Source organism: Pectobacterium atrosepticum, from assembly GCA_019056595.1.
GTDB lineage: Bacteria > Pseudomonadota > Gammaproteobacteria > Enterobacterales > Enterobacteriaceae > Pectobacterium > Pectobacterium atrosepticum.
In genome coordinates this window covers 3,913,951-3,938,752 of record CP036163.1, presented here as the reverse complement: position 1 = coordinate 3,938,752, position 24,802 = coordinate 3,913,951, and the positions used below count along the sequence as shown (strand labels likewise).

The following is a 24,802-nucleotide window of genomic DNA, read 5'->3' as shown; positions in this document are numbered from 1 at the left end:
TTACCCTCTTTTTCGCCGAGGACTGGGTGGCGTCGCCACCCGAGCCGCAACACTCTCCTGAAGCAGGATCACCGGGCTGATAAATTCCTTCATCACGCGACGATAAACATCTCGCTTAAAAGAGACGACCTGACGTACCGGATACCAGTAACTCACCCAGCGCCAGCCATCAAATTCCGGCGTGCCGCTGCTCTGCATATTGATATCCGACTCATTACACATCAACTGTAGCAAAAACCATTTCTGCTTTTGGCCGATACAGACCGGTTTTGTATCCCAACGCACCAAACGCTTTGGTAATTTATAGCGTAACCAGTTACGGGTAGATGCCAACACACGCACATCCTTTTTTCTTAACCCGACTTCTTCAAACAGTTCGCGGTACATCGCTTGCTCGGGACTTTCACCGGGGTTAATTCCCCCCTGCGGAAATTGCCATGAGTGCTGACCATAGCGCCGGGCCCACATCACCTGCCCCTGCCGATTACAAATTACAATACCAACGTTTGGGCGGTAGCCATCATCATCGATCACCGGACTACCTCAATAAACATCAATGCAAAGATAGCCCGATTGTTTCACACTCCCGTCAGGCGGTAAACCACTGCTTAGAAAGCATGTGACACTAATAAAAGTAAGATAACCCACAGATAAGATCAAAGTTATAAACATGTGAAGACCAGAACTCGCAGTTTATTCACTTTTTCTGTGGACATCTTTGTGCAGAACCCATGAAGAAGTGAGTAAAACTCATTTTTCACAAAGAAAAAAAAACACCAACAATTAAAAAATAGTTATCTTTATTCATGATGTTACAAACCATTTTAATTGAAATAGCTAACCCTTATTTTTTGTTCAAATGGCATACAATGCAAGATTGGCGAAAGATCGCACTATGCCGATTTTATCCACAGGTAATGTCTCAAACTCAGGCAATAAATAGGCAAACACAGCAAAAAGGCTGGGAGTCAAGGCTGTAAATGGAACCAGTAATTCATGTTTATGTGGGTTATCCAAGAAATCTGTGGATAACCTAGTGTAAGATCCTGTTCATTGTCGGTGGCTATACGTGCACAGTTTGCAAAACTGCGTTCAGTGATCGCCGTCACACTGAAAAAAAACGCTACGAATCATGCTATTATTGTTTCTCTCCACAACCTTGCAGGCTATGTATTTGTATTTTCCATTTACTGTATTTTTTTTGAGCGGAAAAATATCAGGCGATACCCTATGAATTCACCCTCGATCCACACGATCGCACCGCAAAATGAACAAGCCTTGCTGCAACGAGCACAGTCCCTCGCAGGCTATAATCTTGCGGAATTAGCGGACATCGCTCTCCTGCCTCTTCCCGCTAACCTGAAACGCGATAAAGGCTGGATTGGCATCTTGCTGGAACGTTTTCTAGGTGCGAGCGCAGGCAGCAAACCCGAGCAGGATTTCCCTGAAATTGGTGTCGAGCTAAAAACCATCCCTATTGATGAACAGGGTAAACCGCTTGAAACCACCTTCGTCTGCGTCGCACCGTTAACAGGCAACAGTGGTGTAACGTGGGAAAGCAGCCACGTACGGCACAAGCTCGCACGGGTACTGTGGATTCCGGTGGAAGGTTCGCGTCACATTCCGCTGGGAGAACGCCGTATTGGCACGCCGCTGATCTGGAGCCCCAATGACGAAGAAGAGGAACAGCTACGCTGTGACTGGGAAGAGTTGATGGACCTGATTGTGCTTGGCCGAGTAGAAAGCATCACCGCCCGTCATGGCGAAGTACTGCAATTACGCCCCAAAGCGGCAAACAGTCGAGCATTAACAGAGGCCATTGGCGAGTTTGGTCAACCTATTTTGACCTTACCACGAGGGTTCTACCTGAAAAAAACCTTTACCGCTCCGCTACTGGCCCGCCACTTTATGCAGCTCAGCAACTGAATGTCATTATCATCATGTTTCATTAGCGCTATGTTCTATTAGCACCCTACTTCATCCGTACAGTGCTTCATCATACACTGGTCTGATACGTCGCAGTTTTGCGGCAATAGAATGCTACCAGAGAAAAGTCTGACGCCGACCTGGAGCAAAAAGGGGCGCCAGTATACGGTCGTAAAACGAAAGATGAAGGGGAGCGACACTTTCGCTTGCCTACGCACCGAACTGGCAGAGTATAATGTCGTTTACGTTTCGTTTAAGGTGTATTGATACAATGTTTGATTGGATTGTTGATCCGAACGCATGGTTAGCATTGGGAACGCTGACTATTCTGGAAATCGTTCTTGGGATCGATAACATTATTTTCCTGTCTCTGGTTGTCGCCAAACTACCTAAAGCCCAACAAAACAAAGCTCGCCGCATCGGTCTGATGGGTGCGATGTTCATGCGTTTGGGGCTGCTCGCGTCTATCGCCTGGGTAATGCGTCTGACCGACCCGCTGTTTACCGTGGTAGGCAATGAAATTTCCACTCGCGATCTGATTCTGTTCTTCGGAGGGCTCTTCCTTATCTGGAAGTCCAGCATGGAAATTCATGAAACTGTCGAAGGCGGTTCAGAAGATCATACCTCCAAGACGTACTCTTTCTTCGGCGCGATCGTGCAGATCATGATGTTAGATATTATCTTCAGCCTGGATTCGGTGATTACCGCAGTCGGCCTGTCTGACCATTTGTTTATTATGATGGCCGCTGTGATTATCGCCGTTCTCGTGATGATGTTCTCCGCACGCCCTATCGGCGAGTTTGTCGAACGCCATCCGTCCGTCAAAATGCTGGCCTTGTCATTCCTGATCCTTGTCGGGTTCACTCTGATTTTGGAAAGCTTCGACGTTCACGTACCGAAAGGCTATATCTACTTCGCCATGTTCTTCTCGATGTCCGTCGAGGCACTGAACCTGTTACGCAGTAAGAAAGATAAAACAGCGCACTGATCGCGGCATAACGCGCTTTCGCGATAAAGACGTCATCATCAGGCGGCAACCTGCCGCCTGATTACACAAAATTAATTCCCTCTATACGCATTTTTTCCATTATTCCTACGTTATCCCCCGCGACCATTTGCTAGACTCACTTTAGATTTTGCATTTATTAACAGGTTAATATGATGAAAATGGCGGTAACACTGGCGTTATTATTCACCCTTGTGGGCTGTTCCAGTAACTATGTGATGGCGACAAAAGAGGGGCAAATGCTCCTGACACAGGGGAAGCCCATGTTAGATAAAGATACTGGGTTACTTAGCTATACCGATGAGCAAGGTAATCAGAAACAAATCAACAGCGACCAAGTCTCTCAGATCGTGCAGCGCTAACCTCAACTTTAGCCCGATATTTCTCTCATCGGGCGACACTCCTCGGCAAAATCCTGCAGAGGGGTAACAGAAGAGACTTCCCCACTCGTCACGGCTTCGTTATAGTCGAATTCAGGTGTGTCTTCCCAAACTCATTGGAATCGCAGCAAATCATGCGGAGATGACGGGAAATACGCCTGCTATTTTCAGACATAAGGAAGCTGGCAATGCAATATCACCGTATTCCCCATAGTTCTTTAGAAGTGAGCGTGCTGGGTCTTGGTACGATGACCTTTGGCGAACAAAACAGCGAAGCAGACGCCCATGCCCAGTTAGATCACGCCATTGCCGCAGGTGTTAACCTGATTGACACAGCAGAAATGTACGCCGTTCCTCCTCGCCCAGAAACACAGGGGTTAACCGAAAGCTATATAGGTTCCTGGCTGAAATCCCGTGGCGGACGCGAAAAATTGATTGTGGCGAGTAAAGTCTCCGGCCCTGTGCGCGGAAGCGATCACAGCATCCGCCCTCAACAGGCACTGGACAGGAAAAACATCCGCGCAGCACTGGATGCCAGCCTGCAACGCCTGAACACTGACTATATCGATCTCTATCAGTTGCATTGGCCACAGCGCCAGACCAACTGCTTTGGCAAGCTGAACTATCAATATACTGATGACAAACCGCAATATACCGACGACAAATCGGTAGTGACGCTGCTAGAAACGTTAGAAGCACTGAATGAACAGGTGCGTGCCGGTAAAATTCGCTACGTCGGCGTCTCTAACGAAACCCCGTGGGGCGTGATGCGCTATCTGCATCTGGCGGAAAAACACGATCTGCCACATATCGTCTCGATTCAAAACCCCTACAGCCTGCTGAACCGCAGTTTTGAAGTCGGCTTAGCGGAAATCAGCCAACATGAAGGCGTGGAACTGCTCGCCTATTCATCACTGGCGTTCGGTACGCTGACGGGTAAATACCTCAATGGCGCGAAACCCGCTGATGCCCGCAACACGCTATTTAGCCGCTTCACCCGCTATACTGGCCCGCAGGCTCAGGCAGCCGTTGCCGAGTATGTCGCGCTGGCACAAAAGCACGGTCTGAATCCGGCACAGATGGCATTAGCGTTTGTACGTCAGCAGCCGTTCGTCGCCAGCACGCTGCTGGGTGCAACCACATTGGAGCAGTTGCAAATCAACCTCGACAGCCAGAACCTGATGCTGGACGGCGAGATTCTTGATGAACTGGAAGCCATCCACCGCCGTTTCACGTTCCCAGCACCGTAATACATAATCCCACACGGCCTTTCATCCGCCGTGTGGGATTACCGACTTACGTCAAAATGTGAGTCCAAACTGCATTTTGGCGCTGTTTTCACTCATTTTATCGCTCACTACGCCTTGGTAACCCAACACCAGCGTCGCATTCGGCTTCATCGCCAATATGATGCCCGTCCGTAATAGCAGCGCATCGCGATCGTCAGTCGCAGAACGAATCGTATAAGCCTCGCCACCCTGCGTAAAACTCAGTCGCGTTTGGGTACGCTCCGGCGTCAAACGTCGCTGATAGCCGGCATCGGCATAGAGCCTGACAGGCGAATGAGAAGACCAGCGCGCCTCACTGCGTAAACCCAGCATTGAATATCCCGCACCACTACCCTGACGTTCCCAGCGCAGTGCAGCAGCGCTTCCGTGTTCCTGCCCACCCGCAAGATCGAGCCAGGCATACGAGAGATTGCCATAAGGTTCAACGCTCAGGCTGTCATTAAACGCGAATCGATGGCTTCCCTCCGCGAATCCCTGAACAAGGTGCGCATGATAATCCGCCTGAGTGCGGCTGATGAGCCCAGGCACCTGAATATCGCGTTCAGTGTCCATATCCAGATAGCTGTAGACCAGACCGGATCGCCATGCTATTCCGCTATAGGTCGTTCCCCAATAACTGCCTGCGTGATAGGCGGTCACATCGGTACTGGCGGCACGCGCATCGGTTTTGATCTTGCTTTTCTCTGCGCCGACGACAACACCAAGCGTACTGCTTTCGCCAATTGGGCTGCCGTTACCGATTAAGAAGCCATAGCCGTTGTGATTTACGCGTGAGGATTCGGCAGTTTCATCGAATTGACCATTGTTAGCCCACGTACTCAGCCACAGCGATTGTGCATTTTCATCGTGCAGTGCGCCGTTGATCTCGTCTCGCACATAGCGGCTACGCTGGAGCAATGCGGCGCGCGAGGCGGCATAGATCTCACCGCCGAGGTTATCGAACGCCGCTCGCGCGGTATCCTCACTTCGGCTATTAGCAATAGCAGAGAAAACCGCCCCACCTCTTTGGCTCTCGATCGTCTGCGCGACGGCTCGCTGATTACGGCTTATAGCAACATCATTAAAGGCCCGATTATTACGCACCACATCCAGATAAGCCTGTTTGTTGCCATAGCTCAGCGTATCCTGCAGGAAAGGCTGGGTTGAGTTAGAAATCAATCCATCAAAGTTGCCACTCAGGGTACCGCCGACATTCAATAGGGTAAAACGATCGCCCAGCGATTGCGAAGAGGCATTCAGTACCACGGTTCCCGCCAGCGCCGCATCCTGAGTGACATTCAGACCATCAGCATTACCCTGCGCATCAATCTCATAGTGATAAATGCTGCCTGAATGAAAAACCACATTACCGACCGTTAATGTGCCAACGGATGCACCGGGTGAAAGCGTTGAACCGTTCTCAAGCGTGACAGTGCCTGCAATTTTGCCATGTCCGCCCAGCGTGGCTGAAGATTGCACCCAGACATCCCCCGCCAGACTGCCACTCCCCTGCGCAACCTTACCCACCACGATACTGCCGCCTTCTACAATCGTCGGCCCGAGATAGGTATTACTCCCCGTCAGATAGAGCGCCCCTGCGCCCTGCTTGCGTAAGCCGACATCCAGTTGATACAGGGAGCTTCCACTGGTCGTATTTTTCACCTGTGCGATATCATTGCTCCAGGTACTGGAATACCCTTGTGTATCAACCCCGTAGATCGCGTAGTTACCGTTGAATATTCCACTACTGAGATCGCTATTACTTAGCCGCTGCGCGTTTAATACACCCGGTCCCTGCACCGCTTTATAGGCGTTAACGATCCCCTGACCAAATAGCGATTGGTAATCATCCGTCGTGAGCACATTGATATTTTGCGCGTTGGCGCGGGCGCGGATCGCGCTGCGGATCTGTTCATCCGTGAGATTGTCGAAGAAAGCATCTTCCCTGACCCGAGCAAGAAAGGCGGTCATTTCCTCATCGTTGAACGTAACGGCATTGCCCGTCGCGTAAACATCGAGCTCGCTATTGAGATAGTTCTGGCGATCGTCGTAATTCTTACGAATGAGCAACACCGCTCGCGGGGTATTCTCGCCAGAGAGCGGCGTGGCAGTGGATAGCAGAATATCCGCTAACTGCTTACCGTTCAGATACGGAAAGGCTTCAGCAGCCAGCGCAGCGACACCCGAAACGTAGGGTGTCGCAAATGACGTGCCGCTGAATGTGTCAGTATTATTGGCGTCCGTGGTAGACACAATATTCACGCCCGGCGCAAGCAGCGTATAAGCCGACGATCCAAGCCCCAAGTTACTGAATGATGCAATAAACGCCGCGCTGGAAGGACGTTGAGAAGGATCGTAAGCCACAACATTGAGCCAGTTATTGGCTATCGTATTCTCAATGCCATAGGCATCGAGTAGCGTTGGCAACCCAGAGATAATCGACGGTGTTAGATGTCCTTCGTTCCCCGCAGCAAAAACTGTTAACTGCCCTTGCCTTGCCATCTCCGCACCAATCACCATGTTGTTGTTGATGATGCCGTCCAGTAATTCAATCTGACGATCGACGCTAAATGTCTGCACCGTATCGTTAAATATTCTGTATCCCCAGCTATTATTGACGATCTTAATATCTGGACGGTCGAGCACGTTAAGCTGGGCATTCACCAATGTCTGCGATGAAAATGTGGTTCCTAACGGCAACAGGTTCGCCTGATAGGCGATGCCATGGATGCCGTTATCGTTCTTCGCCGCGCCAATGACACCCGCAACCGCGTAGCCATGAAACGCACCATCCCACGGTGATGAGATCCACCCCGCGCCCGAATCTACCCGCCCGGTAAATTCATCGCCGCCCAGTTCGCCGTTAGCATCAATGACCGCAACACCAACGCCCTTCCCCGAAAAGCCGAGACCGTAAGCTTCTGCCGCGTTGATCGAATCCAGTGCGGCACCATTACGTTCATACTCCGCCGTGCGAAAATCCTCTGCGGCCCACAGCGTTATCGGAAAACCAAGCAATAACCACATCGTGAGCACACGGTAGCAAACGCTATCACGGCCATATTTTACGCCAGCCTGACGCGATTTCCCCGTGATACGCATTTCCTTTTTTTTCAACACATTGTTTTTCCACACCGATAGCATGAGCAACGTCCCTTTAAACACAAATGTGATGGTCACTCTACGGTATCAAAACAAATAGTCATAACGCCTGAAAGTAACAATCGATGAATACTCTATGGATGAATGTCATGAGGCATCCAGATGCGGGTGATGAAACGTTATGCCGAAAAGAAAAATGCGGAAAATTGGGAAGGGGACGATCAAAAAACGGGCATCAGCCCGTTTCATTAAGCTACTTCAATCTACTTCAGCGACTGCAACAGGTTCTTGCGCTGGTCTTCCAATGACGTGACGCGACCGCATACGTCATTGCCGAAGCGTTGGAACTCCAGTTCCTGATTATTCCACTCGGCCTGAATCGCCTTCTGCAAACCGCCGAGGTTGCCCATCATCGCCTGCAGCGGGTTGCCGCCGCTGGACATCTGTTTTACGCCCATCTCGTTCAGGCTGTCCTGCAAGACGCCGCCCATGCTTTGCTGCACGATCTGCTTGCCATCTTGCTCAACCTGCTTAATCGCCTGATGGTGGAACGTCAGGCCATCACTGCGGTGTTCGATAATACGGTTCATCTGCTGTTTGAGCTGTTTATCCAGCGTAGTCAGGCGATTGCGCACATTGCTGTCGCTGCCAAGCTCCTGCACGATCACTTTATCCAGTGCGACTCGCGCTTTTTCAAGATGCTGCTGCGCACCCTGGTCGATCCACGGCAGTTGCTGGCGTATATCAGCCTGATAGGCTTTGGATTTTTGGCGCTGTTCGGCGTTAAGGGTCAATGGCGTACCATTACGGACAATATCGCCCTGCGGAGAAAGCTGTAAATTGCCGCTGGCACCCACGACCTGTACGTGCTGCGGACTGATAATAATGTCGTCCTGCGGATTCACGTTGCACTGGTAAGCCGCCTGCGCTTGCCAGGACAGCAACATCAACAAACCCAAGGTCATTTTACGCGACATATTTTCTCCTGAAGAAAACAACGGCAGTGGCGAGAAAGCGGCAATGTGCCCTTTGATGAAGCGGATAACGCCTGAGCCAGAATCAGCTCAGGCATTCCTTGATAAAACCAAGGATTACAGCAGGTTTTCTGGCAGATCCCACCAGATATCGAACAGATTGCTGACTTTCACGTCCGTCAGTTTCTGCTCTTCCAACCAGCGGCTAACCAGTTGGCGATGATCTTCGGTGCAGTGGCCAATTTTTTGCAGACAGACCAAACCTTCCCAGAGCAAATAACCACTGCCTTCAAATGCCAGCCCTTGTGGTTCAATGACGTCGTCGACGAATTTATCCATCAGTTGATCGATATCTTCCACGTTAGTGCCTTCTGGAAAGCGGAAGCTGACCGAAAAACCTAATTCCTGAAACTCATCAATGTGAAGTTTTTTACGCAAACGACGGCTACGAGCTTGTGCCATTTTATTTTATCCTCTCAAACATCAGATCCCACACGCCATGCCCCAAACGCTGGCCGCGTGCTTCAAATTTCGTCAGCGGACGGGACTCCGGCCGCACAACGTACTCATTATTATCGGAAAGATTACGGTATCCAGCGACATACGTCATCACTTTGAGCATGTGTCGCGCATAAGGTTCCCAATCGGTTGCCATATGGAACACACCGCCAACTTTCAACTTACTCTGCACTAACTCAACGAACGGCACCTGCACGATACGGCGTTTATTATGCCGGACTTTATGCCACGGGTCGGGAAAGAAGAGTTGAACCATGGACAGTGAACTATCGGGGATCATTTTCACCAATACTTCGAGCGCATCGTGACACATCACGCGCAGATTACTGATTTCCACATCTTGTGCGGAAGCGAGACATGCCCCCACCCCCGGCAGATGAACTTCGATACCGAGGAAATTCTGCTCGGGATGCTGTGCCGCCATCGTTACCAACGATGCGCCCATCCCAAAACCAATTTCCAGCACCACGGGTGCCTCGCGCCCAAATAGCGCGTTAAAATCCACCGGCTCGGTCTGATATTCCACGCCCATCACCGGCCAGTAGTTATCCAGCGCCAGTTGTTGCCCATTGGTCAAACGCCCCTGACGGCGGACAAAACTGCGAATACGGCGCATCGGGCGCCCGTTTTCATCAAATTCCGGTGAAATGACGTTGTTAATCATAAAGAGTGCTTACTTGGTGTCCGATTTCGTTAACGAAACGCGCATTATGCAAGGATACCGTGGTTTAGCAAGCCCACAGCCTCGGAAAGTTCCGGTTTACAGCACATTCACTCTGTGCTGGAATCGCTATCAAACTTTTTACCTGTCGGATAGTGACTCCATTTTATGATGCAAGCGCAACAGTTCGCCCATCAGGTGCTGGACTGGTATCAACGCTATGGCCGCAAAACCCTGCCGTGGCAGCTTGAGAAAACCCCCTATAAAGTATGGCTATCCGAAGTGATGTTGCAACAAACGCAGGTCACCACGGTTATCCCCTATTTCCAACGCTTTATGGAACGCTTTCCCAACGTCAACACACTGGCGGCAGCACCGCTGGATGAAGTCCTCCACTTGTGGACTGGGCTGGGCTACTACGCCCGTGCGCGCAATCTACACAAAGCGGCACAGGCCATCGTTTCACGTCATGGCGGCAAATTCCCCACTACCTTTGATGAAGTCGCCGCGTTACCGGGCATCGGGCGTTCCACCGCAGGCGCAGTTTTGTCGCTCTCTCTCGGCCAGCATTACCCGATTCTCGATGGCAACGTGAAGCGCGTGCTGGCACGCTGCTACGCCGTTGACGGCTGGCCGGGCAAGAAAGAGGTCGAAAAGAAGCTGTGGGCACGGAGTGAGGATGTGACACCCGCCGAAGGCGTCAGCCAGTTTAATCAGGCGATGATGGATCTCGGCGCGATGGTTTGCACCCGCAGCCGCCCCAAGTGCGAGCTGTGTCCGCTAAGCACGGGCTGCGTCGCCTACGCTAACCACAGTTGGGCACAATACCCCGGTAAGAAGCCGAAGCAAACGCTGCCGGAGAAAACCGGCTGGTTCCTGCTGATGCAACAAGGTTCTCAGGTCTGGCTACAACAGCGCCCTCCCGTGGGTCTGTGGGGCGGGTTATTTTGCTTCCCACAGTTCAGCGAACGTCAGGAATTGGAACTCTGGATGCAGCAACGTGGTCTGAATCCTGATGGATTGCAGCAGCTTGTCGCGTTCCGCCACACATTTAGCCATTTTCATCTGGATATCGTTCCACTCTGGTTGAACGTATCGCAGACCGATCGCTCACAAAACAGGTCCTGCATGGATGACGGTGCAGGTCTCTGGTATAACTTAGCGCAGCCGCCATCTGTCGGACTGGCCACCCCGGTAGAACGCCTGCTGAGGGAACTGGCTCACCCACAGTCAACACTTTTGAATGCCTGCGCAATTGATGAGGAAGAAGCATGAGCAGAACGATTTTTTGTACCGTTTTACAACGCGACGCTGAAGGGCAGGATTTCCAGCTCTACCCCGGCGATCTGGGCAAGCGCATCTATAACGAAATTTCTAAAGAAGCCTGGGCGCAGTGGCAAACCAAGCAAACTATGCTGATCAACGAGAAAAAACTCAGCATGATGAACGTTGACGACCGTAAGCTGCTGGAACAGGAAATGATCAAGTTCCTGTTTGAAGGGAAGGACGTTCACATCGAAGGCTATACGCCTCCGAGCCATTGAGATTGCGGGCTTTCGGGCCCGCTTACGTCCCTATTCCGACACGGCTTGTTATATGAAGAAAATGTTAGCTCTGCTGGTGATTGCACCACTGCTGGTTTCCTGTTCGGGAAACAAAGGGAATACCGACAACGAAGAGTTTCTCAAAGATACCAACGCCTTCGATATTTTGATGGGGCAATTTGCCAACAACATCGAAAATATCTGGGGGATTAATGAGGTTCTGATCGCTGGTCCGAAAGACTACGTCAAATACACCGATCAATATCAGACGCGTAGCCACATCAACTTTGATGCCGGTTCGATCACTATCGAAACCCTTTCGGCGACCAACTCCGTCGCCAGCCTGCGTCAGGCGATTATCACTACCCTGTTGATGGGTGATGACGCGAGTAACACCGACCTGTATTCCGACGCTAACGATATTCAAATCAGCCGCGAACCGCTGCTGTATGGACAGGTGCTGGATAACACCGGACAAGCGATCCGCTGGGAAGGGCGTGCCGCCAGCTTCGCGGATTACCTGCTCCAAAACCGTCTGCAAAAACGTACTTCCGGCCTGCATGTTATCTGGTCGGTCACGATCCAGCTCGTCCCTAACCATCTGGACAAACGTGCACACAAATACCTGCCGCTGGTGCGCAAAGCCTCTGAACGTTACGGTATTGAAGAGTCGCTGATTTTGGCAATTATGCAGACAGAATCCAGCTTCAACCCTTACGCCGTCAGCCGTTCCGATGCGTTGGGTCTGATGCAGGTAGTGCAGCACAGCGCAGGGCGTGATGTCTTCAAGATGAAAGGGAAATGGGGGCAGCCAAGCCGCAGCTATCTGTTCGATCCAGAACAAAATATCGACGCGGGTACAGCCTATCTGTCGATTCTGAAGAACAGCTATCTAGCCGGTATTGAAAACCCGACGTCGAAACGCTACGCCGTCATCACCGCGTATAACGGTGGCGCAGGCAGCGTGTTGCGTGTCTTCTCCAGCGATCGGGATCGCGCCGTAGGCATTATTAACAACATGTCGCCGGGCGATGTCTACCAAACGCTGACGACGAAACACCCTTCTGGTGAATCACGTCGCTACCTGAACAAAGTGAACACGGCGCAGAAAAATTATCGCCGCTAATTCATGGGTTCCACAGAACGCCGCGCTACCGGTTTTACTCCGGCAGCGCGGCTTCACCAGACGAATGACATGACTACGATTCCCTTACCGTTCATCACTGCACTTCTGCTGGTTATTTTGTTTTTTCGTATCCAGTTTCTGCATATGAAAAGCAATATAAATATTCATAACAACAAAACAAAAAGACGTAATAGCAAAGTAGAGGCGATATTCATCGGGGTGAGCTGTATTGCCCTGACATTGGTGGCGTTGCGCTGGGGCAGCAATATGGCTTTCCCTGCGTTCATCCAGCCCGCGATTGCCGCGTCAATTCCGTCGCTGCTATGGCTTTGCCTTTTCCCCTACAGCAAGAACGCGCCAGATGCCTTACCCCGCAGACAGCAAGCGACCTTCCTTCATCTGTTACCGCCTTTATTCACCCTTGGTGCAGGCGTAATCCAAAGTAGAACGACTATTCCGCTCATCGATATCACGCTGGTGAGTGTTTACTTCGGTTATGGCGTCTCGCTGGTATACACCGCTCGCCATCCTCGAACGTCCTCCTCCATGTGGAAGAGCGCACCGTTTATCGCAGGATCGTATGTCCTTATCTCCGGCGCTATCGATCTAGTGATTGCACTGGATATCGCCTTCAACAACGGTAGCCACGCGGCAACCATCATTACCGTATTCCACATTGTCATGTTGGCGATCCTGGCCATGCTTATCGTCACGCATTCTGCACGCTCGCAGACTGAGCTTATCGTTACACATGACCAAAAGCCGGAAGCGCCACCCGCAACCGATGATGAACACCAACTAGCAAAAACGTTAGATGATTTCATTCGTACTCATGCGTTGTATACCGATCCGAGCATGACGCTTCAGCGCCTGAGCAGACGCATGGGAATCCCACTCAGACGCCTGTCCGAAACCATCAACCGCGTTCACGGCCGTAATTTCTCGCAGGTGATCAACGAATATCGAATCGAGGAGGCTAAGCGCCTCCTCAGCCAAACAGATGCACGCATCACGGATATCATGCTGGAGAGCGGGTTTCAGACTAAATCAAACTTCAACCGCGAGTTTTTGCGGCTAACGGGCATGAGCCCCAGCGTCTGGCGTAGTCAGTACCCACTTCGGGAACAGGCTACGGCTTCCGCCACGCCGCCTGAAGAAAATCGCTGATATCCTTTTCCACTTCCTGATGAATCTGCTCACGCGAACGTTCACCACCGTCGAGACAAATCATGCCGTCTCCTGGGTTCTCAGCGTTGATAATCTCAACGGCACCCGGCTTACAAAGCTGCATAAAGCTAAAGTGCGTTGCGTCAGCAATTTCCTTATAGGCTGAATGCGCAGGTGACAGCTTCCGCGCCAAATCGTGAGATTCCAAGTCGGCAGGCAGTTCCTCACTCGGATACCCTGCCGCGAAGATCAATACAGGAATGTTTATTGCTGCCAGACTCTCTGCGGTAAACCCTCGCGCCAGTCCCATATCCAGCGATACCACTGCGCTGATCCGCGGATCAGCTAATGACTTATCAAGCTGCGCACGCGATGAGGCACTTTTTGCGATCTGCATTTTTTCATAGGCTTTGCAGGACGCTAGCCCGACATGCGTCAGACAGTCGCGCTCAAATTGATCCGTGCTGAAACGCCCACCAGCAAGCTCAAGCACCGTCCATCCCCCTAGCGAGTGACCCAGAGCAGCAATCCGCTTCTCGTCAACTCGCCCTGTCTTTTCTGGCGTGGCAAGTAATGCTGTAATGACTCGGCTGATGTCATTAGGCCGTTGCCACAACGCCTGAGCATTCTCCGTTCGCATATCTTTGGTAGTCGTTCCCGGATGATTGGGGGCGGCGACGATATAACCTTGTTTAACCAGCGCCTGCGCCAGCCAAAGTTGATTTAGCCAATTCCCGCCGTAACCATGTGAAACCACAACCAAAGGATGTTCACCGGATTCAGGCACAGCGCTTTTGCTCACTGCGATACCGGGAAAAACAACATTTTCACCCATTATCGCCGTCTGTTGTGACGACGACGTCGGATAAAATACGGCGACGTCCAACGACCGACTATTGGCCTCATCGGCCAGCGTTATTTGTTGAAACCCAATACCGGCATCCGCCATAACAGCAAAGCTGAGTAGTAAATTCATCAGTAATCCTATTGTGATACGCCATGTCATACCTATTTCTCCGAAGTTTCTGCACTGTGAAAAACAGTATTTATAACAATGACTTTCTTACCGATGCGACCTAAAACGCTATTTAGTACCTCTTCTTAATGCACAAAAAAATACGGCCAGCATAAGCTGGCCGCCTTCCCTGATATTGGCACGAAATTTACTCGCCTTTCTTCCTGCGTTAGGACATCGGCGGGTATAGAGCCAAAAAAATCTATTAACGCTTAATTTTTTTGAATTGCTGTGTAGTAGCCGTTAACGCTATTTCTGTCGGCAACCGCTCCATGGAGCTGGCACCGTAAAAACCATCGCACTGCGGGCAGTGATCCATAATGAACTGTGCATCCTGCGGCGTTGAAATCGGTCCGCCGTGACACAGTACAATCACATCCTTACGCACGGCCTTCGCCGCATCCGCCCAGTGGTTAATCAATGGAACACAATCCGCCAGATTAAGCGCGGTTTCTGCCCCAATGTTACCGCCAGTCGTTAACCCCATGTGCGGCACAATAATATCCGCGCCCGCTTTCGTCATCGCGACCGCATCTTCTGCGTTGAACACATAAGGCGTGGTCAGCATGTCTTTTTCGTGCGCCAGACGAATCATGTCTACTTCCAGCGCATATCCCATACCAGTTTCTTCCAGATTGGCACGGAAATTACCGTCAATCAGGCCGACGGTTGGGAAATTCTGTACGCCAGAGAAGCCCAACGCTTTCAGGTCATCCAGAAACTTATCAAACTGACAGAAAGGATCGGTACCGTTTACTCCCGCCAACACTGGCGTGTGCTTCACAACAGGAAGCACTTCTTTCGCCATATCCACGACGATCTCATTCGCGTTGCCGTAAGCCAACAGGCCAGCCAGCGACCCCCTCCCCGCCATGCGATAGCGCCCGGAGTTGTAGATCACGATCAGGTCGATGCCGCCCGCTTCTTCACATTTTGCGGAAAGCCCCGTTCCGGCACCACCACCGATAATCGGTTCACGGCGTGCGATCATTGCGCGGAATTTTGCCAGCAGTTCCTGACGGTTTATGCCTGACATCATGCTTTCTCCCTTTTTACTTCAATAACGCCCAGAACGCATCGACAGCCGCGTGGGCAAATAAAGGATCGTTAATATGGAAAGGCAGACGAATAATCTGTCGTCTTGCCGTTTGCTGGACGACGCTCTCCAGTGTCCTGATAAACGCGTCACGCGCTTCTGGGTGCCAGAATGCTTGATCCGGCGCATCCAGTACGGAGAAGCCACCTTCCGGAATCAGGAAGCGCACCTCGCCTTCACAGCGGTTAAGCTTCTCTCCAATCCAGCGCGCCATCGCGATATTTTCATCTATCGTGGTACGCATCAGGGTGACCTGTGCGTTGTGGTTGTAGAACAGACGATGCGCGTATTTCTCCGGCACGCTGGCGGGAGCACCAAAATTCACCATGTCCAGCGCACCACAGGACACCACGTAAGGCACCTGAGTTTTGGCTATTGCATCAAACCGTTCCGGCCCACAGGCCAGTACGCCATCAAACAGTAAATCGCACACTTCAGTCGTGGTGAGATCGAGCACACCGGTGAGCAAATGGCTGTCCACCAGCTTTTCCATCGCTTTGCCGCCGCTGCCCGTCGCGTGAAAGACCAGACAGTCAAACTCCGCTTCCAGCAATTTACTGGCTTCCTGAATACAGGGCGTCGTGACACCGAACATCGTCAGGCCAATCGCGGGCTTATCTTCATGATGTTCCTGAATATGAAACTTCACGGCTCCGGCGATCTGGTGGGCGGCGTTGCCGAGAACCTGACGGGAAATACGATTCAGACCCGCCACATCGGTAACGGAATACATCATGCAGATATCGCTGGCACCGATGTAGCCGGAAATGTCGCCGGAGGCCATCGTCGAGACCATCAGCTTGGGCATACCAATCGGTAGAGCCTGCATGGCGGGAGTGATCAGCGCCGTACCGCCGGAACCGCCAAGACCAAGCACCCCGGCAATATCATCGCGCGACAGCATGAAATGCTCGAATGCAACGGCCATAGCGCTAATTGCCTGTCCTCTGTCGTGGCAAAATACCGCCGATGCGCCCTGTGGGTGGTAAGATGCCACCGTTTCTGCGCTGATATCTGTTATATCCGACATTCGTGAGTGCGTTGAAAGATCGACCATGACCGTTTTCAAGCCCGTTGCGGCAATAAGATCGCGGACATAAATCTGCTCTTTCCCTTTAGTATCCGCTGTACTCGCAATATAAACGCTGCCAACTTCACTTCCCACTTGGTATCCCTCCCACCGTTAGCGAAACAATTAACAGATTGATATAAATGATAATTATAAGAAGCCAAAAACAGATAAGATTAATTTGTCGCCATATTGAGACTTGAGTATCAGAAAGACAAATCATTAAATACCCAAATGAGACAAAAGTCTCAAAATGTTATGTATGGCAACACACTACCAGTAAGAAAGCTTGACGTGGCACAAGAATCACTCAATTTGCTATAGTTCAGGCTATAACGCCGTACTGCCTGATAGCTTCCGGCCAGAAAAATTCAATGAGGTCTATGTGATTGAACAGGATGAAAAACTGACATCAACGCGGGCGAAAACTCGTCGTTTATTGATTGATACCGCCATGAATATGTTCGATCAAGGCATATTTCCTTCCATTACCGATATTGCCGCTGCGGCTCAGCTTTCACGTGCGACGGCCTACCGCTATTTTCCAACGCAAAGTGCGTTAGTTTCAGCCGTTGTTGGCGAAAGCCTTGGCCCGATCCTCGCGTGGCATCCGACACAACCGGACGCCAGAGAACGCGTTGCCGAACTGCTGCGTTTTGCTTACCCAAGGATGCTGGAACATGAAGGTGCGCTGCGTGCCGCCCTGCATCTTTCACTCCAGCAATGGGCCGACCGCCGTTCTAATCGTCTTCATACCGATACGCTGACACGCGGCAATCGTAAACGCCTGCTCAAGATTGCCACCGAACCGCTGGAAGGAAAAATCTCGCCAGACGCGCAACAGCGAGTGATTTATGCCTTATCACTCATTTATGGTTCCGAAGTTTTTCTGGTGCTGAAAGATATCTGGAATCTGGAGGAAGACGGCATTCAGGATGTCACGCAGTGGGTCGCCAAAGCCATTCTACGGCAGGCGGAAGAAGACGCCGCGCAGGCTGATTCGCCGAAAACCTAACGAACGTATTGATGCGGCATCCCGCCACATTGTCGGATGCGCAGGAACAGAAAATAGGTGTTGAGGGAACACATGATGCTGAAAGGTAAACGCGCGATTGTCACTGGTGGTGGCCGCGACTTTGGACAAGCGGTATCAGTCTGGCTGGCTCGCGAAGGGTGAAGGTCGATCTTTGCGCTCGCAAACAGGCCGATGCGCAGGCCAGCGTGGGCATCATTCAGCGGGAGGGCGGCACGGCTCGCGCCTATCAGTGCGATATTGCCAATCCTGATTCAGTCAGAGATTTTTCCGTACAGTTGCTGGAAGACAGCACGCCCGTCGATATTCTCGTGCTAAGCGCCGCACAATGGCTAGAAGGCGCATTGGGCGAAGAAGATACCGATACGGATATCGTCAGCACCATCAACTCCGGCCTGACTGGCTCTATCCTGCTCACCAAAACGCTATTGCCGAGCTTACGCCGTTCACAAAGTGCCGATATTCTAGCTATGATTTCCGTCTGCGGCGTCCCGCAGTTCCACGACTCTATCGCCCACCCCGCGTTCTTCGCCGCCAAGCACGGCTTGAGCGGTTTTAGCCAGAATCTTGCACATCATGTCGCGCAGGAAAACATTCGCGTGACGGGATTTTACCCGCCAGATTTTGAGGTTACCGGCTTTGATGACTATCCCGCTAGCGGGGAGAAAATGGGCGAGCATTTGCTGAATGCCCGCTCGATATGGGAAACGATGCGCTTTGTCCTTACCCAGCCGCGCAGTTGTCATATCAACGCCATCCATTTTCAAGGGCCAACGCACACGGATATTGGCCCATATTAAGAAAGAAAAACTCAGGTTCGTTTCCGAGCCTGAGTTTCTGAGTTGAAGAGAGATATCGTTACTTTTCTACCACGTAGCCGTACAGCCGTTTGCGGCCATCTTCTTCCGCAACGCTGTAAACCCCCTGCAATTCCGGTGAAAAACCGGGCAGCAGGTTAATCCCATCTTCCAACGCCAGAAAATAGCGCTGTACCGCTCCGCCCCAGGCTTCCCCCGGTACCACACACAGCACGCCCGGCGGGTATGGCAATGCACCTTCCGCCGCGATACGTCCTTCAGCTTCAACGATGGGAACCAGCTCGATATTCCCGCGCACAAATTCCCTATTGGCATCCTGCGGCAACATCGCCACTGACGGGAATTCGGTTTTGCGGAACATCGCTTTTTGCAGATCTTTCACATTATGCTGGGCATAAAAATCATGCATTTCCTGACACAGCCGACGCAGACGGTAACCACGGTAGCGCTCTTTGTATTTCTGATACAGGCTAGGCAGCACTTCGCTCAGCGGCGCATCACGAGCGATCAGCGTTTCAAAATGAACCAGCGCATTAACCAGCTCCTGCATTTTTGCCGTGTCTTCCGCTGGCGTTAACAGGAACAGGATCGAGTTCATGTCGCATTTTTCAGGGATGATGCCGTGCTCGCGCAGATAGTTAGCAAGGATCGTCGCCGGAATACCAAATTCGGTGTAATCACCACTAATCGCATCAATACCCGGCGTAGTCAGCAGTAATTTGCAAGGATCGATAAAATACTGATCCTCTGCGTACCCTTCGAACGCATGCCATTTCTCGCCCGGCTCAAAGTTAAAGAAACGCACGTCCTGCGCGATCGTCTCCGTATCGTGATCCTCCCAGAGCGCACCGCCCACCGTAACGGGGACGAACGGTTTGATGAGCGAACAGCGCGTCAGCAGTTGCTTACGAGCCTCAATGCCCAGCTTCACGCAGTCCATCCACATACGACGCCCGCTGGCTCCTTCGTGCATTTTGGCATTAACATCCAACGCGGCGAACAGCGGGTAAAACGGGCTCGTCGACGCATGCAGCATAAAGGCGTTATTCAGCTGCTTATGGTTGCAAAAACGACGCTGCCCTTTGATATGCGTATCTTTTTTGTGGATCTGAGAGGTCTGGGAGAAGCCCGCCTGCTGCTTATGCACCGACTGGGTGACAAAGATGCCCGGATCGTTCTCATTCAGATCCAGCAACAGCGGCGAGCACTGCTCCATCATCGGAATGAACTGCTCGTAGCCGACCCAGGCCGAGTCAAACAAAATGTAGTCACACAGGTGCCCGATGCTATCGACAACCTGACGGGCGTTATAAATGGTGCCGTCATAGGTGCCAAGCTGGATGACAGCTAGACGGAACGGGCGTGGCTCGTTAGCACGTTCCGGCGCGACTTCCGCAATCAGCTTGCGCAGATAGGTTTCGTCAAAGCAGTGCGCATCAACGCCGCCAATAAAGCCAAACGGATTGCGCACGGTTTCCAGATAGACAGGCGTCGCCCCCGCCTGAACCAGCGCACCGTGATGGTTGGATTTATGGTTGTTACGGTCAAACAGCACCAGATCGCCACGCGCTAACAGCGCGTTTGTCACGACTTTGTTCGCAGAGGACGTGCCGTTTAACACGAAATAGGTCTTATCGGCGTTAAACACCCGCGCAGCGTGCTTCTGTGCCTTCTTCGCCGCCCCTTCATGGATCAGCAAATCGCCCAGTTTGACGTCGGCGTTACAGATGTCCGAACGAAAAACGTTCTCACCGTAAAACTCAAAAAACTGACGCCCTGCCGGATGCTTACGGAAGAACTGACCGCCCTGATGCCCTGGGCAGGCAAACGTCGTGTTCTTCATTTTGACGTACTTGGTCAGCGTATCGAAAAACGGCGGCAGCAACGCATCTTGATAGGCTTTAGCCGCACGTTCCAGCACGCTCGCGTGCTCACCTTCATCATCAAGAATCAGCCATTCGCTGCCCGCAGGCAGAACATCTGACTCTTTATCTTCATCAGGCTCTTCGACAAACGCCGGAATACTAAAACCGGTGTGCTGCAATATCGACAGAATACCGCTACGGGCTTCCTCAATAGAAACCACGACCGCCGCCACATCAGTGAAGTCAGTCTGACTCAACGCGACAATCTCGCGCGTTGTGATTAAACGGGTGGCAACCGCTGCATTCGCCGCAATTTTTAACTGTTTCATGTAACCAAACCCAAACGGTTAAGGGTAAATGTACGTGCCTAGAAGACACCGTTCAGGGATAACAATCCCGACCAATCACAATGCCAATCAATAACGACAAGCGTATGATCCCTACAGGTAAACTGTAGGCTAAGAATGGAAAAACTGGAGCCAGCACCATCCGATAGACATCAGTAAAAGCAGAGCCGCACTCTATTTTTACTCATGCCTAACAGCGAGCGAACGAACGCCTCACCGCATGGTGAAAGAGGATAATCGACGGGAAGAAAAGTAAACCGCGCAGCGGTGACAAGAAGAGACACGCAGTGACGTCATCAACGAGCTGGCGCGAGTGTTCTGCACCATGAGCAATGAATCTGACATATCGGCGATCCTCTTTTAGCTATACGCTAACTACGCTTAAAGGGGCGTTCAGGTGAACGAGACGTTAAAAACCGCGCAATAGTGGCATTATTCTTCATCAAATTCAACAATGCAGCCCGCGTTCAACGTGGTAAAAAGTGCAACGAAACATGCAGCACGTATACGGGAAGAAGCATTACCGCGCTATACCCTAAATAATTCGAGTTTCAGGACAAAACGTATTCGTTTTGAACAGCGCTTGCGCTGACCCCATAGGGGTGAGGCCATAAGGCCGAATAACGCGGCAAGGAAAGGAGTCCCGATGAGCTTACTAAGGTAAGTGATTCGGGTGACTAAACGCAGCCAACGCACATGTAACTTGAAGTATGACGGGTATAAGCGTGCTGAAAGGATCGCCAGGAATCGGCTAGCAAATAATATAATTGCCTGAAAATAGCGCAGGCTCTCCGCTTTGTGACAGAAACCCGTTGACGCCACGCGGTCAATACGGTTTAATGCGCCCCGTTGCCCGGATAGCTCAGTCGGTAGAGCAGAGGATTGAAAATCCTCGTGTCCTTGGTTCGATTCCGAGTCCGGGCACCACTTGCATCAAAGCACGCTGGTTAAGAATGAGAAGCTTAACGGGCGGTTAATACAGGGTTCGGTCATAAAATCGTTTCCAGTGGAGAGATAGCTGCACTGTAAATAGGAACTGAAATCCTCAAGATAGGGAATCTGTTAGCGCAGATTCCCTTTTCTCGTTCCCGTGTATGGTTACAGTGAATTACATTACTGTCAAGTCATGTAAAACGGGTTGCGCATAAATATCCGTATGTAACGCCAGCTCTTTTTCCAGTGTCCGTCCCACGATTTCCATGTTCAGTTCGACATATTCCATCGTTGTGCTCACATTTCGATGCCCTAGCAAATCCTTAACCAGCAGCAGATTACGCTCCGGCGCTTTCATCAATTCCGTTGCCAACGTATGCCGAAAGCGATGGGCTGATACCAGAAATCCACAATCCCGCGACAATCGGTTGAAAAAAGATCGGATGGCTTGCTGTGCTCTCGCTTCATCGTACTGATATTCGTCTTTATGCCGACGAGACTTCATAAAACGGGTAACATCGAACAAGATATCAGAGGGCTCAGCACCAGCCAGCTTTGCTCGCGCTATTAGCGATGCGAGCCTTGCACGTAACTGGCGAACAGCAGGAACACGCCATTCACGATGCGTTTTACTCCCCTCCAGACGTAGCTCAATGTATCCTTCATCCAGATTGATATCCTGCAGACGAATATGCAGCAATTGATTCTGTCGCATTCCTGTGTAGCGAAGGGCATCGAGTACAGTAAGCCAGTACCAGGCAGGATAAAGTGCGCATCTCAGCCCCCAGATAGCATGAGGCTCTTCAGTTTCTATTCGCTGCATGAGGAGATAAATGGCTGTCAGTTGTTCACGTGTTAACGTCTTCTTCTTTTTTCGCTCTTTTTGAACAACTGCATCGTTAAAGGGATTTTTGTCCTGATCGATTAAATTTCGCTCTATCGAAAAATTAAATATTGCCCGCATATGGGCCACTTTGTTATTCCACGTATGCGTAGATAGATTACGTTCTTTTAATAGATTTCGACGCCATTTCAACACATCCCGGTGTGTTATTTGGGCAGGGGAAACGGTCTCTCCCATAAATCGACTAAACCCGCTCACGACTTTCCGATAGCTGATTTCTGTCGCCTCACGTAAATTATGTGAGAAAAAATACTCATCAACGATTTCGTCCCAGGTCATTGACTTATCTGACATATAAATTCCTTTCTAATAAAAAGCACAAAATGCATCTTTGCTGTGTGCAGACTAAACATTAGCCCGCTAATCAGATTGCCATACGTCAAGGCAAGATCAACAATGCGCTCTCGTCAGGAATACGATTTCCCCGGTAAAGTGATGACGCTTTAACCAGATAACCGTTAATGTTTTGATACGTCCCCGTACCGGATGGGGTGCTGTATATTCTGGCCTGCAGGAAACGCTTGCCATCAGCAACACGATGAACCCCCAGTCGCTCAAAAGATGACTGTAATGCGTTGCGCTTCCCCTTATTTCCAGCCTCCTTCTGAAACTGATAAAATATTTCAGGAACACACAAGAAGACGAACCCGGCAACAATGTGAGCACGAGCGCCCTCTTCATTTATCGTTATTTTCCCTTCAATTAAACCTGCTGATAACCACTCCAGAAATACCGCGCCTTTATTATTCGCCTCTCGAATGTTATCGCTATTTTCTGGAGAAAAAATAGCGGGTGCTTTCAGTTCATTCAACGGCGTCTTTTCACTCTCCTTGTGGTTGTTTATTTCATCTGGAACAGGGATATCTATATCGAGTGCCGTTTCAACGTCAGGCACAAGTGCTTCTGCCATACCGGAAAAAAGGTTCAGAAGCGCTTGAGTATCATTTTGAGTAGATTCCGGGACCAACTCAGTGACTGACTGTTTTTCAACAATTGAGACCGAGCCAGTTGGTACTGCTGAATCCAGCACCGAAACAAGCTCAGGCTGGAGTAATGGCTCGTGTTTTTGTAGCACGAGCTCAGGGTCTGGACTCGGAGATGATATGTTACCGTTAGCAGCTACTGATGAATTGCTATCAGGCAGCGCTGATGTTAGCGCTGAAGCAACTAAAGGTTCCGGTGGCAAAATCACAGCCTCAACGCTTTCCGCCGCCAGCTGCGCCGGTAGCAACATACCCGTTAACGATGGCGCGCCACATTTCTCTGCAGCCGACAATAACAACTCATCAATCAGTGCGATCGTTGCGGGTCTCCCCTGCATACGCTGGGCCAGGCAATCGAATGCATCAGGAATAGTCGATAACCAGGGTAATACCGATAATGGCAATAACTGACCGGCCAGCAGTGATACCCGCCCTTGCGCATAGGATGGGGGCAATTTATCTATACAAGGTCGAAAGCGAAATGGCTTCCCCGGAATAGTAAAGCCCGGCATCCAGCATTCCCCACCATCCAGCTCTCCTTCCCACTCACAAAGCAAGGGCAAGTGATAAAACAAGGCCGACCAGAACACGACTGCATTCCAGAGTAACCCCTGAGCGGCTTGTTCTTCTGGCGGGATCCCTGGCGGTAACGTTCTCCCCTTGGCCAACCTGACGGCATAGGCAGTGAACTGCACGGTCAAATCACCAAATGCGCCAGCATATGCCCAGTTTCCCTCGTTCGAGGCAGGTAGGTTCTGAACACGGCTGAGTAATGAAAACAGCGGCGTCAGGTAACACTGCCGATAGAATGCCGCCGGCAACGCATGATTATCGTTGAGCTGCTGGAGAAAAGTCTGCCGCTTTGGAAGCGAAATCAACGCATCAACAGAAAGGGGGAGATAATATCCAAGTGGGCAGGCTGGTTCAGGCGAAATGGCTTCACTTCGGGGAACATTATCCGTCCCAACAATAAAATTTTTTATTCGGTTGAACATGATTGCCTCCGGCCAGTAAGCGGCACAGTCTTGAGCGGCTCATAGACCCGAGGCAAGAGGAAACTCTTTTT

Annotated in this window: 20 protein-coding genes, 1 tRNA gene and 2 pseudogenes; 11 read left to right on the top strand and 12 right to left on the bottom strand. The window is 51.1% G+C overall.

Going from position 1 to position 24,802, the window contains the following annotated elements:
* Positions 1-534 carry an RNA pyrophosphohydrolase gene (locus DCX48_18630; protein ID QXE16347.1) on the bottom strand — a complete coding sequence of 178 codons (534 nt, stop codon included), beginning with the start codon at positions 532-534 and terminating at the stop codon, positions 1-3.
* Between the two features lie 696 nt (positions 535-1,230).
* Here DCX48_18630 and mutH point away from each other — a divergent pair.
* The 3 genes from mutH (at position 1,231) to DCX48_18615 (ending at position 3,294) form a co-directional block, all read left to right on the top strand.
* Positions 1,231-1,926: a DNA mismatch repair endonuclease MutH gene (mutH, locus tag DCX48_18625; protein ID QXE16346.1), complete on the top strand. Its 696-nt coding sequence runs from the start codon at positions 1,231-1,233 to the stop codon at positions 1,924-1,926.
* A gap of 271 nt (positions 1,927-2,197) precedes the next feature.
* The gene (locus DCX48_18620) at positions 2,198-2,914 is read left to right on the top strand and encodes a TerC family protein (GenBank protein QXE16345.1); all 717 of its coding nucleotides are present in this window, start codon (positions 2,198-2,200) and stop codon (positions 2,912-2,914) included.
* Between the two features lie 173 nt (positions 2,915-3,087).
* A complete protein-coding gene (locus DCX48_18615; protein ID QXE17304.1) occupies positions 3,088-3,294 on the top strand; it encodes a YgdI/YgdR family lipoprotein in 207 nt (68 codons plus the stop codon).
* Here DCX48_18615 and DCX48_18610 read toward each other — a convergent pair.
* Positions 3,217-3,487: pseudogene (locus DCX48_18610) on the bottom strand (hypothetical protein). The gene DCX48_18615 and the pseudogene DCX48_18610 sit on opposite strands and share 78 nt — an antisense overlap.
* 13 nt (positions 3,488-3,500) lie before the next feature.
* Between DCX48_18610 and DCX48_18605 the strand changes: the two are divergent.
* The gene (locus DCX48_18605; protein ID QXE16344.1) at positions 3,501-4,562 is read left to right on the top strand and encodes an NADP(H)-dependent aldo-keto reductase; all 1,062 of its coding nucleotides are present in this window, start codon (positions 3,501-3,503) and stop codon (positions 4,560-4,562) included.
* A gap of 51 nt (positions 4,563-4,613) precedes the next feature.
* Here DCX48_18605 and DCX48_18600 read toward each other — a convergent pair whose 3' ends face one another.
* From DCX48_18600 to trmB, 4 genes are all read right to left on the bottom strand, one after another.
* A complete protein-coding gene (locus DCX48_18600) occupies positions 4,614-7,724 on the bottom strand; it encodes an autotransporter domain-containing protein (protein QXE16343.1) in 3,111 nt (1,036 codons plus the stop codon).
* Between the two features lie 221 nt (positions 7,725-7,945).
* Positions 7,946-8,659, bottom strand: coding sequence for a DUF2884 family protein (locus tag DCX48_18595; GenBank protein ID QXE16342.1), 714 nt, complete (start codon positions 8,657-8,659; stop codon positions 7,946-7,948).
* A 114-nt stretch (positions 8,660-8,773) separates the two neighbouring features.
* Positions 8,774-9,118: a DUF469 domain-containing protein gene (locus DCX48_18590; GenBank protein ID QXE16341.1), complete on the bottom strand. Its 345-nt coding sequence runs from the start codon at positions 9,116-9,118 to the stop codon at positions 8,774-8,776.
* A 1-nt stretch (position 9,119) separates the two neighbouring features.
* Entirely contained in the window at positions 9,120-9,839 is a 720-nt protein-coding gene (gene trmB / locus DCX48_18585) for a tRNA (guanosine(46)-N7)-methyltransferase TrmB (GenBank protein QXE16340.1), read from the bottom strand.
* A 165-nt stretch (positions 9,840-10,004) separates the two neighbouring features.
* On the opposite strand from trmB, the gene DCX48_18580 reads away from it, so the two are divergent.
* From DCX48_18580 to DCX48_18565, 4 genes are all read left to right on the top strand, one after another.
* Positions 10,005-11,111 (top strand): adenine DNA glycosylase, encoded by a 1,107-nt coding sequence (locus DCX48_18580; GenBank protein ID QXE16339.1) that lies wholly within the window; start codon positions 10,005-10,007, stop codon positions 11,109-11,111.
* Complete coding sequence (locus tag DCX48_18575) at positions 11,108-11,380, top strand: oxidative damage protection protein (protein ID QXE16338.1); 273 nt, start codon at positions 11,108-11,110, stop codon at positions 11,378-11,380. Before DCX48_18580 ends, DCX48_18575 begins: the two co-directional genes overlap by 4 nt.
* A gap of 52 nt (positions 11,381-11,432) precedes the next feature.
* Positions 11,433-12,506, top strand: coding sequence for a membrane-bound lytic murein transglycosylase MltC (gene mltC / locus DCX48_18570; protein ID QXE16337.1), 1,074 nt, complete (start codon positions 11,433-11,435; stop codon positions 12,504-12,506).
* Between the two features lie 69 nt (positions 12,507-12,575).
* Positions 12,576-13,673 carry an AraC family transcriptional regulator gene (locus DCX48_18565; GenBank protein ID QXE16336.1) on the top strand — a complete coding sequence of 366 codons (1,098 nt, stop codon included), beginning with the start codon at positions 12,576-12,578 and terminating at the stop codon, positions 13,671-13,673.
* Here DCX48_18565 and DCX48_18560 read toward each other — a convergent pair.
* The 3 genes from DCX48_18560 to DCX48_18550 all read right to left on the bottom strand — a co-directional run bounded on the left by DCX48_18560 (position 13,636) and on the right by DCX48_18550 (position 16,949).
* The gene (locus DCX48_18560; protein ID QXE16335.1) at positions 13,636-14,679 is read right to left on the bottom strand and encodes an alpha/beta fold hydrolase; all 1,044 of its coding nucleotides are present in this window, start codon (positions 14,677-14,679) and stop codon (positions 13,636-13,638) included. The two genes, DCX48_18565 and DCX48_18560, sit on opposite strands and share 38 nt — an antisense overlap.
* Positions 14,680-14,893: 214 nt before the next feature.
* Positions 14,894-15,727 (bottom strand): phosphoenolpyruvate hydrolase family protein, encoded by an 834-nt coding sequence (locus tag DCX48_18555; GenBank protein QXE16334.1) that lies wholly within the window; start codon positions 15,725-15,727, stop codon positions 14,894-14,896.
* Between the two features lie 13 nt (positions 15,728-15,740).
* Positions 15,741-16,949, bottom strand: coding sequence for a UPF0261 family protein (locus tag DCX48_18550; protein ID QXE16333.1), 1,209 nt, complete (start codon positions 16,947-16,949; stop codon positions 15,741-15,743).
* A 289-nt stretch (positions 16,950-17,238) separates the two neighbouring features.
* Between DCX48_18550 and DCX48_18545 the strand changes: the two genes are divergently transcribed.
* Entirely contained in the window at positions 17,239-17,868 is a 630-nt protein-coding gene (locus DCX48_18545; protein QXE17303.1) for a TetR/AcrR family transcriptional regulator, read from the top strand.
* 75 nt (positions 17,869-17,943) lie between these two features.
* Positions 17,944-18,686: pseudogene (locus DCX48_18540) on the top strand (SDR family oxidoreductase).
* A gap of 58 nt (positions 18,687-18,744) precedes the next feature.
* Here the strand turns inward: DCX48_18540 and DCX48_18535 are convergent.
* A complete protein-coding gene (locus DCX48_18535; GenBank protein QXE16332.1) occupies positions 18,745-20,898 on the bottom strand; it encodes an ornithine decarboxylase in 2,154 nt (717 codons plus the stop codon).
* An 869-nt stretch (positions 20,899-21,767) separates the two neighbouring features.
* On the opposite strand from DCX48_18535, the gene DCX48_18530 reads away from it, so the two are divergent.
* A tRNA-Phe gene (locus DCX48_18530) sits at positions 21,768-21,843 on the top strand.
* Positions 21,844-22,024: 181 nt separating this feature from the next.
* Here the strand turns inward: DCX48_18530 and DCX48_18525 are convergent.
* Together DCX48_18525 and DCX48_18520 are read right to left on the bottom strand one after the other, a co-directional pair.
* Positions 22,025-23,047, bottom strand: coding sequence for a site-specific integrase (locus tag DCX48_18525; GenBank protein QXE16331.1), 1,023 nt, complete (start codon positions 23,045-23,047; stop codon positions 22,025-22,027).
* Positions 23,048-23,132: 85 nt separating this feature from the next.
* The gene (locus DCX48_18520; protein ID QXE16330.1) at positions 23,133-24,731 is read right to left on the bottom strand and encodes a hypothetical protein; all 1,599 of its coding nucleotides are present in this window, start codon (positions 24,729-24,731) and stop codon (positions 23,133-23,135) included.
* Between the last annotated feature and the right edge of the window lie 71 nt (positions 24,732-24,802).

Coding starts and splice junctions, on each gene's coding strand:
- DCX48_18560 (QXE16335.1), bottom strand. CDS start 14,679: ATGACATGGCGTATCACAATAGGATTACTGATGAATTTACTACTCAGC.
- DCX48_18520 (QXE16330.1), bottom strand. CDS start 24,731: ATGTTCAACCGAATAAAAAATTTTATTGTTGGGACGGATAATGTTCCC.
- mltC (QXE16337.1), top strand. CDS start 11,433: ATGAAGAAAATGTTAGCTCTGCTGGTGATTGCACCACTGCTGGTTTCC.
- DCX48_18580 (QXE16339.1), top strand. CDS start 10,005: ATGATGCAAGCGCAACAGTTCGCCCATCAGGTGCTGGACTGGTATCAA.
- DCX48_18620 (QXE16345.1), top strand. CDS start 2,198: ATGTTTGATTGGATTGTTGATCCGAACGCATGGTTAGCATTGGGAACG.
- DCX48_18615 (QXE17304.1), top strand. CDS start 3,088: ATGAAAATGGCGGTAACACTGGCGTTATTATTCACCCTTGTGGGCTGT.
- DCX48_18590 (QXE16341.1), bottom strand. CDS start 9,118: ATGGCACAAGCTCGTAGCCGTCGTTTGCGTAAAAAACTTCACATTGAT.
- trmB (QXE16340.1), bottom strand. CDS start 9,839: ATGATTAACAACGTCATTTCACCGGAATTTGATGAAAACGGGCGCCCG.
- mutH (QXE16346.1), top strand. CDS start 1,231: ATGAATTCACCCTCGATCCACACGATCGCACCGCAAAATGAACAAGCC.
- DCX48_18565 (QXE16336.1), top strand. CDS start 12,576: ATGACTACGATTCCCTTACCGTTCATCACTGCACTTCTGCTGGTTATT.
- DCX48_18600 (QXE16343.1), bottom strand. CDS start 7,724: ATGCTATCGGTGTGGAAAAACAATGTGTTGAAAAAAAAGGAAATGCGT.
- DCX48_18575 (QXE16338.1), top strand. CDS start 11,108: ATGAGCAGAACGATTTTTTGTACCGTTTTACAACGCGACGCTGAAGGG.
- DCX48_18535 (QXE16332.1), bottom strand. CDS start 20,898: ATGAAACAGTTAAAAATTGCGGCGAATGCAGCGGTTGCCACCCGTTTA.
- DCX48_18605 (QXE16344.1), top strand. CDS start 3,501: ATGCAATATCACCGTATTCCCCATAGTTCTTTAGAAGTGAGCGTGCTG.
- DCX48_18525 (QXE16331.1), bottom strand. CDS start 23,047: ATGTCAGATAAGTCAATGACCTGGGACGAAATCGTTGATGAGTATTTT.
- DCX48_18595 (QXE16342.1), bottom strand. CDS start 8,659: ATGTCGCGTAAAATGACCTTGGGTTTGTTGATGTTGCTGTCCTGGCAA.
- DCX48_18555 (QXE16334.1), bottom strand. CDS start 15,727: ATGATGTCAGGCATAAACCGTCAGGAACTGCTGGCAAAATTCCGCGCA.